The 15,722-nt window shown below is 44.2% G+C and carries 14 protein-coding genes and 2 tRNA genes; 6 read left to right on the top strand and 10 right to left on the bottom strand.

Features of this window, described 5'->3' with window-relative positions; all coding sequences use genetic code 11:
* Window positions 1-852 precede the first annotated feature (852 nt).
* Window positions 853-1,005, bottom strand: a complete 153-nt coding sequence (locus UL82_RS11115; RefSeq protein WP_158407815.1) for a hypothetical protein — start codon at window positions 1,003-1,005, stop codon at window positions 853-855.
* A gap of 296 nt (window positions 1,006-1,301) precedes the next feature.
* On the opposite strand from UL82_RS11115, the gene UL82_RS00080 reads away from it, so the two are divergent.
* The 3 genes from UL82_RS00080 to UL82_RS00070 all read left to right on the top strand — a co-directional run bounded on the left by UL82_RS00080 (window position 1,302) and on the right by UL82_RS00070 (window position 3,207).
* Window positions 1,302-1,829, top strand: a complete 528-nt coding sequence (locus tag UL82_RS00080; RefSeq protein WP_046438258.1) for a methylated-DNA--[protein]-cysteine S-methyltransferase — start codon at window positions 1,302-1,304, stop codon at window positions 1,827-1,829.
* Between the two features lie 143 nt (window positions 1,830-1,972).
* Complete coding sequence (locus UL82_RS00075) at window positions 1,973-2,545, top strand: alpha-ketoglutarate-dependent dioxygenase AlkB family protein (protein WP_232009492.1); 573 nt, start codon at window positions 1,973-1,975, stop codon at window positions 2,543-2,545.
* A 35-nt stretch (window positions 2,546-2,580) separates the two neighbouring features.
* Entirely contained in the window at window positions 2,581-3,207 is a 627-nt protein-coding gene (locus tag UL82_RS00070; RefSeq protein ID WP_046438257.1) for a DNA-3-methyladenine glycosylase I, read from the top strand.
* Window positions 3,208-3,303: 96 nt separating this feature from the next.
* Here the strand turns inward: UL82_RS00070 and UL82_RS00065 are convergent.
* The 4 genes from UL82_RS00065 to gyrA all read right to left on the bottom strand — a co-directional run bounded on the left by UL82_RS00065 (window position 3,304) and on the right by gyrA (window position 6,535).
* Window positions 3,304-3,376 (bottom strand) — tRNA-Ala (locus tag UL82_RS00065).
* A gap of 10 nt (window positions 3,377-3,386) precedes the next feature.
* A tRNA-Ile gene (locus tag UL82_RS00060) sits at window positions 3,387-3,463 on the bottom strand.
* A gap of 160 nt (window positions 3,464-3,623) precedes the next feature.
* Window positions 3,624-3,968 carry a DUF3566 domain-containing protein gene (locus tag UL82_RS00055; protein WP_046438255.1) on the bottom strand — a complete coding sequence of 115 codons (345 nt, stop codon included), beginning with the start codon at window positions 3,966-3,968 and terminating at the stop codon, window positions 3,624-3,626.
* Entirely contained in the window at window positions 3,968-6,535 is a 2,568-nt protein-coding gene (gyrA, locus tag UL82_RS00050) for a DNA gyrase subunit A (protein ID WP_046438254.1), read from the bottom strand. Before gyrA ends, UL82_RS00055 begins: the two co-directional genes overlap by 1 nt.
* A gap of 184 nt (window positions 6,536-6,719) precedes the next feature.
* Between gyrA and UL82_RS00045 the strand changes: the two genes are divergently transcribed.
* From UL82_RS00045 to UL82_RS00035, 3 genes are all read left to right on the top strand, one after another.
* A complete protein-coding gene (locus tag UL82_RS00045) occupies window positions 6,720-6,932 on the top strand; it encodes a hypothetical protein (protein ID WP_046438253.1) in 213 nt (70 codons plus the stop codon).
* Window positions 6,932-7,213, top strand: coding sequence for a hypothetical protein (locus UL82_RS00040; protein ID WP_052735823.1), 282 nt, complete (start codon window positions 6,932-6,934; stop codon window positions 7,211-7,213). The genes UL82_RS00045 and UL82_RS00040 overlap by 1 nt, the downstream gene beginning before the upstream one ends.
* A 346-nt stretch (window positions 7,214-7,559) precedes the next feature.
* The gene (locus UL82_RS00035; protein WP_046438252.1) at window positions 7,560-7,994 is read left to right on the top strand and encodes a DUF6918 family protein; all 435 of its coding nucleotides are present in this window, start codon (window positions 7,560-7,562) and stop codon (window positions 7,992-7,994) included.
* Window positions 7,995-8,056: 62 nt separating this feature from the next.
* On the opposite strand, the gene gyrB is transcribed toward UL82_RS00035, so the two are convergent.
* From gyrB to dnaA, 5 genes are all read right to left on the bottom strand, one after another.
* Window positions 8,057-10,114, bottom strand: a complete 2,058-nt coding sequence (gene gyrB / locus UL82_RS00030) for a DNA topoisomerase (ATP-hydrolyzing) subunit B (RefSeq protein ID WP_046438250.1) — start codon at window positions 10,112-10,114, stop codon at window positions 8,057-8,059.
* A 205-nt stretch (window positions 10,115-10,319) separates the two neighbouring features.
* The gene (locus tag UL82_RS00025) at window positions 10,320-10,886 is read right to left on the bottom strand and encodes a DciA family protein (RefSeq protein WP_046438248.1); all 567 of its coding nucleotides are present in this window, start codon (window positions 10,884-10,886) and stop codon (window positions 10,320-10,322) included.
* Window positions 10,883-12,082 carry a DNA replication/repair protein RecF gene (recF, locus tag UL82_RS00020; protein ID WP_046438246.1) on the bottom strand — a complete coding sequence of 400 codons (1,200 nt, stop codon included), beginning with the start codon at window positions 12,080-12,082 and terminating at the stop codon, window positions 10,883-10,885. The genes UL82_RS00025 and recF overlap by 4 nt, the downstream gene beginning before the upstream one ends.
* A 15-nt stretch (window positions 12,083-12,097) precedes the next feature.
* Entirely contained in the window at window positions 12,098-13,282 is a 1,185-nt protein-coding gene (gene dnaN / locus UL82_RS00015; protein WP_046438244.1) for a DNA polymerase III subunit beta, read from the bottom strand.
* 850 nt (window positions 13,283-14,132) lie between these two features.
* A complete protein-coding gene (gene dnaA / locus UL82_RS00005) occupies window positions 14,133-15,722 on the bottom strand; it encodes a chromosomal replication initiator protein DnaA (protein ID WP_046438239.1) in 1,590 nt (529 codons plus the stop codon).

Below are 15,722 nucleotides of genomic sequence, written 5' to 3'. Positions count from 1 at the left end.
ACAGCCAGTGCTTTCTTCCTAATCTAAATTAAAATTTAATGCAGCTTACCGTATATATGAGATTGGTGAAATCTACTTAAAACAATGCAAACAAGCACAATTCAATATTTTTGTGGCTCAGATAAGCTTCACCTTTAATCAATACCCGAAAGCCGCTGGTTAAGCTAGCAAAACTATCGTCGATAAGCCGAAATATCTTTACAGCATTTTTCATTAGTAAAAATACTGAAAATTATTTTCTTAGTCAGTAGCTACTTCCATACTTAAGAAGCACATCCATGGTTGTGTTGCTTTAAAATTCCCGCATCCAAACACAATTACTCAAAAACAAACATGTTGTAAAAGAGGTTTAATCTATCAGCGTCAATCATGCACTGGTCAAGATTTGTTCGGATCACGATTTCCACTGCTACCACGCCCATTTCAGGCATAAAAAAGCAATGGGAGTCACTATCTAGAAATTACATCCCACCCAAAAAATAAAAGCGCTATCACAAAACACATCATCTTAATGTCTAATCTGAAAAAGAACCCCACATGCGGTTTTGTCGACTATTATCCAAACACCAATATTGCTAGCAACAATACCCATACAGAAATGTGAGCTGTCCTTGTATGAAGGCGGACAACGACAAGAAGAACGAAAAAGAGCTGACGCAGGATGGGTGCGTGCTACCCAGCAGTAGGATTTCAACCGCAGCATCGACCCAAGCTAAATGTGCGGAAAGGTTCAAATCGAAAACCAGTAATCCAACTACGGTATGTAACAAAATTAAACCATAACAAATTTGACCAGTAAGTTTCACGGGGTACTACTCCACTTTCATCAAAATGGTACCCTCGAATTACTAGTCAACTATCTTTTTCCAGAGCTTCTTGGGTTGTATCCGTAGACCGATACCCCTTAATAACGTTCCAAATCACAAGAATAATGATCACTGGAATTAACAATAACAAAGCACCAGTTCCCAAAATGAAAACCAATTCAATGATGCTGAAATTCATTCAACTCCCCTCCCTATTACTTCCACTACGGCCACACTAACATTTCCATATTGAAAACGACTCTCCTCCCACAAAATCGTCACAATTTCTTTATCACAAAGCGTGAAGTATCACCTGAAGGCATATGCCAAGCCGAAGTCCCATTTTATGAACCAAAAAATTCACACTGTCATCGGTTTTTTAGAAAGTGATCCTCCAGGTGGGCGTGAAAACCACAAAATTTCTTCCACGCTTACTCCAGCTCCATAACCATAGCTATATAGTGAGTAGATAATAGGGCGACCAGGAGTAATCACATGAAAAATGTAGGAATCCAACCACGCCACACACGTATTAAAACCTCACTGGGTGAATTAACCGTGGTGGCTGAAAATGACTATCTCACCGGAATCTATTTCCCTGGCCATTCGCATCTTCCAGAGGAATCAGCCTTCGGTATTTACACAGATAATGCTACTGACCAGCTTTTTACCCGCACAGCAATAGAATTAACTGATTACCTCGCTGGTACTCGGCATACTTTTAGCGTGCCAACACATGCTCAAGGCGATGACTTTTCCACACGAGTCTGGAAAATGTTAGCAGAAATCCCCTATGGTCACACCACTACTTATGGTGCACTGGCAAAACGTCTGGGAAATCCTCATCTTGCTCAACGCGTTGGCCAAGTGGTTGGTCGGAACCCAATTAGTATTATTATTCCCTGCCATCGGGTAATTGGTGCGAATGGTTCCTTGACTGGTTATGCCGGTGGGCTTGATCGTAAGCGGTTCCTATTAGAACTAGAAGAGCCTACCGAGCTAGCAGAAACTAGATTATTCTGATTTCCTGGCAAAACACCAAGCACTACAAGGAGCCTATGAGTACCCTTTTTGGATCTGACATGTTTGCGCAGGTAAATCAGCCACAGCTGCCCGAGGGGGCGTACTATGTGCCAGGCTGGCTTAACCTTGAACAGTAACGATGGTTGGTAGCGCGGTTTTATCAGTGGGCATCAGGTCCAGTTCCACTACGAGCAGCTTGCATAAACGGTCATGAAATGAGTGTACGTACCGTATGTTTGGGTTGGCATTGGCACCCTTATGAATACACGCGTATAGCAGTCGATGTTAATGGTCATCAGGTGTTGGAATTTCCTGAGTGGATGGTCCGTCTTGGTCGCAAAGCGCTGGTAACAGCAACTGGTGATCCACATGCCGGAGATAATTACACCCCAGATACAGCGCTAATAAATTACTATAGTGACACCGCACGTATGGGTATGCACCAGGATAAGGATGAAAAATCTACCGCTCCAATTGTCTCTTTATCCATTGGGAATACGTGTAAATTCCGTTTCGGAAATACGATGACTCGCACCAAGCCGTACCACGATATTGATCTTGCTTCAGGTGATCTTTTTGTTTTTGGTGGTGCTTCTAGACTGGCTTACCACGGTGTTCCTAAGATATACCCAAACACAGCCCCATTAGACTGCGGACTAAAAACCGGACGCATTAATATCACTATGCGGGTAACTGGTTTAAGCGAAACTACCTAAGCTTTTCGACGATTTCCCCAATCCAAGGACACATTATGGCTTTTTCCAAACCTTACGTCGATACGCATAATCCTGATCTTGTCATCGGTGCAGATGGCTGTGCTCGACCTCTATGGGCAAGTACTGATCCAATTTTGCAAAACTATTACGATACTGAATGGGGCATGCCAATCCGTGACGAGCGTGGAGTTTATGAGCGGCTAAGTTTGGAAGCCTTTCAGGCTGGGCTTTCTTGGTCAACAATACTGCATAAACGCGAAGCGTTTCGAAAAGCTTTTGCTGATTTTGATCCTGAACAGGTTGCTGGCTATGAAGAGAAAGACGTCGAAAAGCTGATGGGAAATGCTGGAATTATCCGGAATCGAGCAAAAATTATTGCCACAATTACTAATGCTCAAGCAACACTTCGGCTACGCGATCAAGGTGGTTTAGCTGAGTTCGTATGGTCTTTTCAGCCTGCTACCACTCCTGCACCGCGCACTATGGCTGAGGTTCCTACACAATCGCCTGAATCAGTGGCGTTAGCAAAAGCTTTACGTAACCAAGGTTTTTCTTTTGTCGGACCAACAACAATGCATGCCCTCATGGAAGCAATTGGAATTATTGATACGCATCTTATCGGTTCACACCGACGTGGTTCTTCGGGTGTGTGGCCAGCTTAAACATCCCAAGCATAACCAAAAACGGCGAACACCACGATAGTGTTCGCCGTTTTTGTAGTTATCCACTAAATCAGATGCATACTACATCTAAAGCTGTGGAGCATAGGAGAATCGAACTCCTGACCTTCTGCTTGCAAAGCAGATGCTCTACCAATTGAGCTAATGCCCCTTTGTTCCTATGGTGGGCCTAGCAAGAATCGAACTTGCGACCTCATCGTTATCAGCGATGCGCTCTAACCGACTGAGCTATAGGCCCTGGGAACGAGATAGAACTTTACACACTATTTTTAAAACTAACAAATCCCAAGGTCACGTATATTTTCTTACATTGAAACTAGCTTGGAAAAATAGCGTTGAAAAGCAAAAAATATCCGCAACCAATAGTTAGTTGCGGATACTTAAAATAGTTATACGGCTTAGTCGATTTCTTCCCGCACCGTAACGCGAATACCACCAAAAAGCTCTACCACCGCGTTATAGATAACAGCGACCAGTGGCGCTAATACAGTAAGAAAAATCGCCATAATGGCGCCAAGCAAGCTGGCAATAGAAAGCACGAGTCCAAAAGTAACCACCTGATTACCGCCTACTCCACCAATAATGGCATTCACCTGGGCCCATACCCCAAAAGTATCAAGGCCAACATAAACCAATGCGGCACACAATACCCAGGCAGCTAAACCAACTAAAGATAAAGCCAATGTGGTACGGAAAGCAGACAGCGGTGAAATTCGCTGAATTATAAGCTCACGAGTAGCCACTAGTTCTCCTCCGTAGTATCAGCAACAATGGATTCTTGAAGTGTTGGCTGCTTATCCGCCATACCAACTGTGTTACCGCTAGCTAATGCTTCAGCAACCTCTTCGCCTTCGCCCTCAACATTGCGATCGATGGCGAGAACTTCAACTCCATCTTCAAGGTTAACCAGGCGTACACCCATAGTTTGCCTACTTGATGGGCGAATCTGGTTGACTTCAGTGCGGATAACACCACCAGCTGAGGTAATAGCAAAGATCTGGTCATCTTCGTTTACCGCCAATGCGCCAATGAGCTTGCCCCGTTTAGCGTTGTACTTGAAGGTTACAACACCCATACCGCCTCGGCCTTGCGTATTGTATTCACTCATGGCGGTGCGCTTGCCATAGCCACCTGAAGTAGCCACCAGCAAATATTCACCATCGCGAACCACGCACATGGCTAAGAGCTGATCGTCATCGCGGAAGCGCATACCTTTCACACCGGCTGTGCTTCGACCCATTGGACGCAGCTGATCATCGTTAGCGCTAAAACGAATGGATTGTCCTTCTTCAGAGACCAACAACAGATCATCTTCGTTAGAGCACAACGCAGCACCAATAAGTTTGTCGCCCTCATTAAGGTTAATAGCGATTAACCCACCAGAGCGGTTGGACTCATAATCAGATAGACGTGACTTCTTTACCCGACCTTGTGCTGTTGCTAACACCAGGTATGGAGCATCAGTGTAGCTTTGGATCTGAATGACCTGTGCGATGCGCTCTTCTGGTTGGAATTCCAACAAGTTAGCCACATGCTGTCCACGTGCGGTGCGTGAAGTCTCTGGTAATTCATAAGCCTTAAGGCGATAAACCCGGCCAAAGTTAGTAAAGAAGAGAATCCAATCGTGAGTTGAGCAGACAAAGAAGTGACGCACAATATCGTCCTGCTTAAGCTCAGCACCGCGAACTCCCTTGCCACCGCGTTTTTGTGCCTTATAAGCATCAACCTTAGTGCGCTTGGCATAACCGGTAGAGGTAATAGTAACTACTACGTTTTCGCGAGCAATAAGGTCTTCTTCAGTAACATCACCGGTTGCGGCAATAATCTGGGTGCGACGCTCATCACCGTATTTGTTTACGATCTCTTTGAGTTCATCGCGAACAATAATGCGCTGGCGCTCAGGTGAGGCCAAAATATCTTTCAGATCAGCGATCTCTAACTCGATTTCCGCGAGTTCGTCAACAATCTTTTGACGTTCCAAAGCTGCTAGACGACGCAATTGCATAGCCAAAATGGCGTCTGCTTGAACATCATCAATATCAAGTAGATCTTTGAGTCCTTCGCGGGCAATATCTACGGTTGCTGAACGACGAATCAATGCAATAACTTCGTCGATCATATCCAGCGCTTTAACCAAACCACGCAAGATATGGGCACGCTTTTCGGCCTCATCTAGTCGGTATTGGGTGCGGCGAACAATAACCTCAATTTGATGTTCTACGTAATAACGCAGCATCTGATCAAGCCGTAAGGTGCGTGGTACGCCATCGACGATAGATAACATATTGGCACCAAAACTGGTTTGCAGCTGAGAATGCTTATACAGGTTATTCAGCACCACGCGTGGCACCGCGTCACGTTTTAAGGTGACTACAATACGCATACCAACACGGTCAGAGGATTCATCTTCAATCTTAGAAATGCCAGCGAGTTTACCGTCGCGAACCTGCTCAGCAATATTGGAGATCATATTGTCCGGGTTAACCTGGTATGGCAACTCGGTGATCACAATGGTTTGACGGTTACCTTCTTCTTCAATAGAGGTCACACCGCGCATCCGGATAGAGCCACGACCAGTGGTATAAGCGTCCTTGATTCCCTGAGTGCCAACAATAAGACCGGCAGTAGGAAAATCTGGGCCTTTGACATATTCCATGCAGGCTTCAAGTGCTTCGGCATCTTCTGCATCTGGATTTTCTAACAACCAGAAAATAGCGTCGGCAAGCTCATTAAGATTATGTGGCGGAATATTGGTGGCCATACCAACGGCGATACCATTAGAGCCATTCATCAATAAATTAGGCACGCGAGCCGGTAAAATATCCGGTTCTTGAGTCTTGCCGTCGTAGTTTGGCGAGAAATTGACGGTGTTTTCGCGAATATCGCGCACCATTTCCATAGCCAATGGGGTTAAGCGACACTCGGTGTAACGCATAGCAGCCGGGCCGTCGTTACCTCGAGAACCAAAGTTACCTTGCCCATCGACAAAGGGATAACGCATATTCCAGTCCTGGGCAAGACGTACCAAAGTGTCATAAATAGCACCATCGCCATGCGGGTGGAATTGACCCATGGTATCGGCAACCGGACGAGATGCCTTTACATATCCACGATCGGGTCGATAACCCGAATCGTACATTGCGTATAAAATGCGGCGGTGCACTGGCTTAAGGCCGTCTCTGACCTCAGGCAGCGCACGACCAACGATAACCGACATCGCATAATCGATGTAGCTGGTCTGCATCTCTTCGTTGAGGTCAATCGGAAGCACCCGATCATAGCCATCACCGGACAAGAGATCGTCGCTCATGTCTCACCTTTATCTCTCGTTTTTGATCGCACTTAGAAAGAATTAAAAAACTTGCTTCGTGCTTTGAAACCGCGAACCAGTGTACGCCTATTACAGATATATTTCGCCTTCATGCGCCCGTTAAACCAGATACCCCCCTCGTTTTGATACCATATTGATACCACTAGTTGATATTGTTAGCTCCATGTCCATGACACTTCGCTTAACTAGCCAACAAGATCGCGCACTAACACTACTCGCTCAGGCTCAGGGGTCGAGTAAACAAGAAGCCGCAGTACGTGCCATTGTTGCAACCGCTGCTCGCACGCTTGCCGACGCAGAAATTACTGCCCTTGCCAGCGAACTTATCGAAGATTATGCCCACACTCTTCATACCGTGAAAAAGCACCAACGCTAATGAGAACAACACTGCGCGGTTTCACCCCAGAACAAGCACTTCATATTGCCACTACTTTTTGCCACTATTTTCCAGCCCAGCTGGAACACCTTGCGTTTCTTTCTGCCATTGCAGCAGTATCTACCTCATCTTTTTCCGGATTAAGTGCTTACCGTAGCCCAACAACTCAAGCACAAGCTGTGTATAAAGCCACAGTGAAATTACAACCATTGAGTGCACATAATGAAGAATTTGGCGCTATTTTGCGTGATCTTTGTCTGCGATTAAACGAAGAAAGTTAACAAACGGGTTTTCTTAGGATTAAGAGTCACGATCATCTGCACCATAAAAAAATTCATTTTCTTTGGATAATTCTTGATAATTTTCCCAGGATTCCTGTAACGTATGTTGCTGTTGTGATTACAGAGGTTTTTTATAATTCTGTGGCGGAAGAATCACAGCCTAGCGATCTTTATTCTTAACCGCACCCCAACCAGGTGCCATTAAGAAAGAAGATCGCTCTTCTTTTATCCCACTTCTTCTAGCTACAAACACCCATTATTGCCCTAAGATTTTACTTTTTTAAGTTTTATAATCCCAAACCCCGTACAATAATCTTGCATTTATCGCCGATAAAAAGGACCTTTTATGTCAAGCCTAACCACCCTATTAGAACAACCACGTGAAGCTGTTGTTACTGATCTTGCAGCATTAGCTGAACACACTATCGACCAACAATCCGGTATTAGCGGTGCCGCACTAAAAACTGCAGTCAACGGGGCAAAGAAAGTTAATTCCGACATCATTGTTAAAGCCTGCAATCGTATGCTGCCAGAATTCGTCGAAAAACTTGATCCACAATGGCAACAATTTACTGCTAGCGGTGAAGAAGACTTCGGTATTTTTCTCTCCCGCAATGCTGAAGCAGTAGTCAGCGATATTCTTGATGTGCTTGATCGTAATGTAGAAAAAGTTAATGTTTCTGCCCTGAAAAAAGTTTATGGCAGTATGCGCGGCAAAGCCGAAAAACTCATCACTCCACATATCCCAGCTATTGGCGCAGTACTACAAAAACACATGTAATACTAGGAAACTAAAAATCCGCCCTAACACATAACAGGGCGGATTTTTTAAGTAAAGACCTTTTATACGTCCAAGAAACGAACGTCTTTAGCTTTACGAGTAATAAAACTACGACGTGCCGCAACGTCATCACCCATAAGAATGCTAAAAAGCTCATCAGCACGTTGAGCATCGTTCATATCAACTCGGCGTAGCACACGAATTGAAGGATCCAAAGTGGTCTCCCACAGCTCGCTAGCGTTCATCTCACCAAGACCCTTATAACGCTGAATACCATCGTCTTTGTTAATCTTGCGTCCCTCAGCCAAACCCTGCGCCAACTGCTCATCACGTTCAGCATCCGAATAAGCAAAGCCAGGCTCAACATTTTTGCCCTGCCACTTCAACTTATATAGCGGCGGCTGTGCCAAATAGACATGGCCTTGTTCAATCAACTGCGGCATAAATCTAAACAGCAAAGTGAGCAACAAAGTTGCAATGTGCTGGCCGTCAACATCAGCATCGGCCATAAGCACAATCTTGTGATAGCGCAATTTGTTAATGTCGAACTCATCGTGAATGCCCGTGCCTAGCGCGGTAATAATTGCCTGTACTTCGGCATTTTTTAGCACCTTATCCAGGCGGGCTTTTTCCACATTGAGGATCTTTCCGCGCAAAGGCAAAATTGCCTGGTACATCGAATCACGCCCACCTTTTGCAGAACCACCTGCGGAGTCGCCCTCGACGATATAGAGCTCGGATTTTACCGGATCTTTCGAACGGCAATCCGCTAATTTACCAGGTAGACCGCCTAAATCAGTCGCTGATTTACGACGGACCAAATCGCGCGCTTTACGTGCTGCTTGACGAGCATGAGCGGAAGAAACAGCTTTATTAATAATGGTCTTAGCTTCAGCTGGATTAGCATCAAGCCAATCTGAAACGTGCTCGTTGACCATACGCTGCACAAAGCCCTTGACCTCAGTGTTACCCAATTTGGTCTTGGTCTGACCTTCAAATTGCGGATCGCCAACACGTACGGAAACTACTGCTGCAAGGCCTTCGCGACAATCGTCGCCAGTTAAATTAGATTCTTTTTCTTTGAGTAATTTGTGCTCACGAGCGTAGCGATTCATCAAAGAAGTTAATGCAGCACGGAAACCTTCTTCATGGGTACCACCCTCGAAGGTATTAATCGTATTAGCAAAGGTATGCACGCTCTGGGAATAACCAGAATTCCATTGCATAGCGATTTCTACCTCATGATCCTGTCCTTTTGCTTCAAAGGCAATAATGGAAGGATGAATGGTAGTCTTAGAACGATTCAAATGCGCCACATAATCTTCTAAGCCATTGGGATAAAAGAAAGTCTTTTTCTTTTCTTTCTTCTTACCCGAATTCTTAGTAGCCGTCGCAGCTACTGCATCAGCGTCAGTATCTAGCTGATCAAGGGAAACTCCCTCGGCAAGATCAATATCCTCCGCTAAGGCATCTAGCTCTATTTCTTCCTCGCTAGCGCGCTTATCAGTCAAAGTAATGGTGAGCCCTTTATTAAGGAATGCCATTTCTTGCAAACGCTTAGCTACCGTGTCGAAATTGAACGTTGTTGTTTCAAAGATCTCTGGGTCAGGCCAAAAACGCTGTTTGGTTCCACTACCACGCGCTGGCTTAAGTTGCTGTAATTCAGCAGGAACAGCATGATCGAAGGTTTGTAACCAAAGATGGCCATCACGTTTAATTTCTGTTTCGACTCGTGTTGATAAGGCATTCACTACCGAAATACCCACACCGTGCAGACCACCAGAAACTGCATAAGAATCGGAGTCGAATTTACCGCCGGCGTGCAACTGGGTCATAACGACTTGCACCGTAGGCGCGCCAGAAGGGTGCATCTCTACCGGGATACCACGACCATTATCAATAACCTCAACGCCACCATCTTCAAGTAGGGTGACATCGACTTTATCGGCATAGCCTGCCATCGCTTCATCGACAGAGTTATCTACAACCTCCCATATCAGGTGGTGTAGACCTCGTTCACCGGTTGAACCGATGTACATACCTGGGCGCTTACGGACAGCCTCTAGACCCTCAAGGATCGTAATAGATTCGGCGCCGTAGTTGTGTTCAGCGTTAGCCACGTGAACTAGCACTCCTTGCTTCAAAACAGAACATAGACTGTTCCATCATACACTGCCTAGCCCCCTACTAGAACCCGCCTTCGCGCCTTAAAATGCCATTTTCGTGCGTTTTCTCGCTAACGACAGACATTTTTATATTTTTAGCCAAATTTCTAGCAGTATCTCAGTGTATTTTTAACACAGATATAGCACTGTTTTAATTAGCTTAACCATAAGTATCGCGTGGTCCACGACCTTTGACATGCAAGGGACCAAAACGCCAACTGGGGGTTTTCGGTCCAAAGATTTTCAATTCGGTAATCACACCAGGACCAACTTTTTTAGCAATAGTCTGCAAAATCTGGCGTTGCATTAACCGAAGGTTTGTTGCCCAAGCAGTAGATTCGCAGCTAATAAAAAGAGTAGTTTCTTTGACCATAACCACTTCAGTATGCTCAGCGACTGCCAAACCTACTAGTTCTTCCCAGTGCGAAGATACCATGCCCACAGCAATATTTTTTTGCCACCCACGCGCAGCAATTTCCTGGTTTAAAATTTCGCCGATTCCTTCTAAACGATCTCGTTGAGGAAGCGCTCTACCATCAGCACCAGTAGGACGACCACGTTGATAAGTTTTATTTGCTTCGGTTTTTACTTTACGACGACTAACTGAATGGTTAATGTCTGGTACTTTTCCCAAACGTTTTTTTGCTTCATGACGAACCCGTTGAAAAGCCTCTGCGATAGGATCAACTGGATCTGGCGAAGCACCAGAAGTCGATACAGATGTCATAGCTTTTCTTTCTTAGTTTTTGTGTCATCCAGTAATGAAATTCGTCCTTGATCAGTATCTTTTACCTTAACAGTATGTGTTATAAGCTGGGTGCCACTAGTTAAATTAACTGGTAAATCTCCAGCAACAGCAGCGGTAATTAATACTTGTTCGGCAGAAGCAGCTAATGCTACTAGTTTTTCTCGTCGTTGAGCATCTAATTCCGAAAACACATCATCAAGAATCAAAATTGGGTCGGTACCATCGCTGCGAACTAATTCAAATTCTGCCAAACGCAAACTTAATGCCAGTGACCAGGTTTCGCCATGGCTAGCAAAACCTTTTGCTGGATAATTACCCAATAATAAATCAAGATCATCGCGATGAGGCCCAACCAAAGAACCACCGCGTTCAATTTCGCGTTGTCTTTTTGCACCTAATTCAGAAAGCATCATCGCTTCTATAACTTCAATATCTATCAAAGTATTAGCGTTATTTAGCGCATCAATTGTTGAAATATAGCGAATAGCTGCTGGCCTAGATTCTGGAGCAATCCCAGCATAAGCACTATGAACCAACGGATTGAGCTCGGCAACAAGTTCTTGACGCGCATGAATAACTTGTGCACCAAGTGCCGATAACTGTTGATCCCACACGTCGAGAGTAAGCAAAGCTGATTCATCAGTGCCATAACCGCGTCTTAATGCCACACCAGCATTTTTTAATAGCGAATTGCGTTGGCGTAAAACCTTATCATAATCAGCTTTTACTCCAGCTAAGCGGGGTTTTCTGGTAGCAATAATATGATCTAAAAACCGCCTACGCCCCTCAGGTTCACCACGAACTAACGCAAGATCTTCTGGCGAAAACAGCACAGTTTTTACTACCCCGAGTAATTCTCTGCTGCTTTTTAGTCGAGTGCGATTAATCTGTGCTTGGTTGGTACCTTTAGCCTTAATTAATAAATGCGCACTAAGTTCACGGCCTTGATTAATTGCAGTAGCAGAAATCCGTGCAGAATCACATCCTTGGCGTACCAACGGACTATCCTGTGAGACTCGGTGTGACCCTAAATGGGCAATATATCCGATCGCTTCGACAATATTGGTCTTGCCAAAACCATTACGGCCTATAAAAACCGTTACCCCAGGATTGAGTTCTATCTCAAGCTCAGGCCATGATCGAAAGTCTGTTAAGGATAAAGATCGAAGATACACGAGGATTTGAGCTATTTAACCTGGTAGCCGAACTGGCATGAGAAGATAAGTGAAATCGGTGTCTGGAGTAGGGAAAGCGCCAGTTTCATCTGCTTCAGGCATATCTTCTGGTTCCGGAATCATAATTGCTGGACGACTAGAGTCAGTAAACCCAAACACAACCCGGTTGGTTCGAATAACGCCTAATCCTTCTCGCAAAAACTGCGGATTAAAAGCAATAAAAAGATCTTCACTACCGGTATATGAGCACGCTACTCGTTCCTCAGCATGACCTGCCTCAGCACCACCAGCAGAAAGAATTACCTCACCAGCACTAAACTGCAACCGAATTTGTGCATTACGATCAGCAACCAAAGCAACACGCTTAATCGCATCTTGTAAAGCAGAAATTTCTACACTTGCCATTGCTTGATGGCTCTTGGGCAATAGCGGAGCTACATTAGGATATTCCGCATCAAGCATACGAGTAGTGGTTTGCCGGTTATCGGTGTGAATACCAAAAAGTCCCTCAGAACCAATGTTTTCTCCAGTACCTAAAGCCAACTCAATTGGTTCGGTGATGCTGGTATCCATGGTGCGAGCATTTTCTTGCAAATTCTTTGCGGGAATAAGTACCTTTGCGGTGGCATCTGGGCTAGCTGGTACCCATTGGAACCGTCGTAAAGCTAGTCGAAAACGATCGGTAGCAGTTAAAGTAACTTCTTCACCATTGATTTCCATGTGCATTCCAGTAAGCACTGGCAAAGTGTCATCTTTACCCGCAGCTACTGCAACCTGAGAAACAGCTTCACTAAAAAGTCTAGGATCCATTGCGCCCGTTACCTGCGGTAACGCTGGCAATGGTGGATAATCCTCAATAGGAATCATTGGCAACTCAAAACGAGAAGTACCACAAACTAATTGCACGGTAGCGCCATTAACGGATAGTTCAACCGGTTTATTAGGCAGCGTAGAAACAATATCGGCAATAAGTTTACCGGCAACTGCGATTTTTCCAGGTTCAACTACCTCGGCAGCAACGCGTACTTTGGTCGAGACTTCATAATCATAACCAGCAAGTTCAAGACCGTCGTCATCCGCGGTGATAAGCATTGCGCGCAAAACTGGCTGAGCAGGTTTAGCAGACAAGCTGCGAGCTACCCAGGCCACCGCACTTTCAAAGTCGCTTTTAACGACGCGAAATGACACGTTTGAGTCCATGTGCTTTCTTTGGCTCCTCGACTAGACAAAGTTTAAGACCAACACCACTTATGAACTTTATGTTGTAAGTGCAGTAAGCAAGTGCGGAGTGAAACTTTATGAAATTACAAAACCTAACGTACCTGTTGTTGGCGGTTGAGGAAACTTGTAAGCAGTTTTTGTAATTACAAAATCGCTGAATTTTTCTTTTTGCGCATAAGCAAAAATGAATCCAGTTTTCCCAGATCCTTATTTCTACTAAGAATTCTTTTTAAAGAAATAGTTGGTAACTACAGTAAGTCCTGTGAAATCGGGGAAAAGAGCTAATTTCTCGCGCTCAGTGCCAATTTTTTGCTGTGAAAATCTATGGGAAAAATCTGGGGATAAAATACGGTAATTGGGGAAAAAGTTTTCTCCCCATTGTTATTCACATTCTTTCCCTAGTTTTAGACGAGTTTTCCACAGCTTCTTTTCTTGCATTTATGCAGGTCGTACTGGATAGTTTTCTCTTCTTTTTTGAAATGGATTGTGTTGAGAATCATTAAATTACAAAGGTGTAATTACATGGTTGTGGATAACTCTGGGGATTGTGGGGAAAACTTTTTCCGCATGCTATTTTTTCTCACTTTGAGCTGGCAAAATAGCTAAGTAATAACATGTGATTTCTTATTGCCATAGTTCGTAACCGGTTAATTGCCTAGTTAATACCCATCCCAGGCTATGCAGTAGCGATACCGTAAATAATTGATTCAAAATCAGTGCCCCACTTTTCTAGTCTTGTCATTTTTAAAAACTAAAGAAAATTAAAAACACAAAAAAGTGGTGTTCTGATTAGAAATTAATCAGAACACCACTTAGCTAAAGGATGTTTTTAACCAGGAGTATGATTTTTAATAAGCTGCGTAATTTGTTGAATCTCGTCGTAAGTATCTTGTTTTTTATTCAATTCATCACGGATTCGTTTAATAGCATGAGAAACTGTGCTGTGGTCTTTACCGCCAAAAGTTTTACCAATACGCGGTAGTGATAGATCAGTTAATTCACGGCATAAATACATAGCAATATGGCGGGTGTGTACTACTGGCTGGGCTTTTGATTTGCCCAATAGATCTTTTTTGGTGATATTGAAGTATTTTGCTGTGACTTCCATAATCACATCAGAATTGACTTCAATTTCAGTTTGATCCGGCATCATATCTCGTAATGCCTGTTCAGCAACTTCCATTGTGATTGCTGATTGAGATAGTGAAGCAAAAGCTGATACTCGAATAAAAGCTCCTTCAAGCTCACGAATCGAGGTATTAAAACGGGTAGCGATAAGCTCAAGGACCCCATTTTCGGCGTGAAGATTTTCTGCTTCGGCTTTATTACGCAAAATTGCAATACGAGTTTCCAAATCAGGTGGGTAAACATCGGCAATAAGCCCAGATTGGAACCGAGTACGCAGTCGATCTTCTAGGGTGGTTAATTGTTTTGGTGGCCGGTCAGAACTGAGAACAATCTGCTTGCCATTTTGTTGTAAGGCATTAAAAGTATGGAAAAACTCTTCCTGAGTACCCTCTTTACCTTGTAAGAATTGAATATCATCGACCATAAGAATGTCGAGATCACGATAACGCCGTTTAAAAGATTCCTGGCGATCATCACGCACCGAATTAATATAATCATTAGTAAATTCTTCACTGGAAACGTATTTAATACGTAAATTCGGCGACAATACCTGTGCGTAATTACCAATGGCATGTAAAAGATGGGTTTTCCCCAAACCAGAATCACCCCAAATAAAAAGCGGGTTATATGCTTTAGCAGGGCTTTCAGCTACTGCACGAGCAGCTGCATAAGAAAGTTGGTTGGTTGTTGAAACCACATAAGTATCGAAGGTATAACGTGAATTTAAATTAGGTAGCTGTTGCGATTGCGTAGGAACCACCGGTGTTGTGACAGGAGTTTGCTCCAAATTGGAATTAACACTGGTTCGCTGCCAATTTTGAGGTGTCTCCTGGGGATAAATATTAGCCGACTGATTCGGGGTTTGAACTGGTAAAATAGGCTTTTCGACGACCGGTTCAACTACTTCTGGTGGCAGCATATGCTCAGCTGGTGCAGTAGCAGTTTCTGTTTGTATAACCGGCGTGGGAGTACTAACTGGTTCTGGTGCTTCTGTTCTGGTTAACGCCTCATTAACCAAAATAGCTAATAAATAAGGTCTACCTAATCTTTGAGTCAGTACTTGTACTAGGGCGTTGTTAAGTTGTTTTTCTACTACTTCTTTAGCCATCGCTGAGGGAACCGCCACGATGGCAATGCCGTCGGTAAGCGAAATTAACCGAGCTAATCCCAGAAAAGCACGCTGTTGGTGGCTTAGGGAAGAAATACCACTGTTAGCAGATTGCGATAATACGACAAGGTCATCGACTATTTTTGTCCAGGTGTCATCGAGCGACATCGGGGAATCCGACAC

It is taken from the genome of Corynebacterium kutscheri (genome assembly GCF_000980835.1).
Taxonomy (GTDB): Bacteria; Actinomycetota; Actinomycetes; order Mycobacteriales; family Mycobacteriaceae; genus Corynebacterium; species Corynebacterium kutscheri.
Note: the sequence above shows the minus strand (reverse complement) of the source record. Positions and strands in the feature narration are given on the sequence as shown.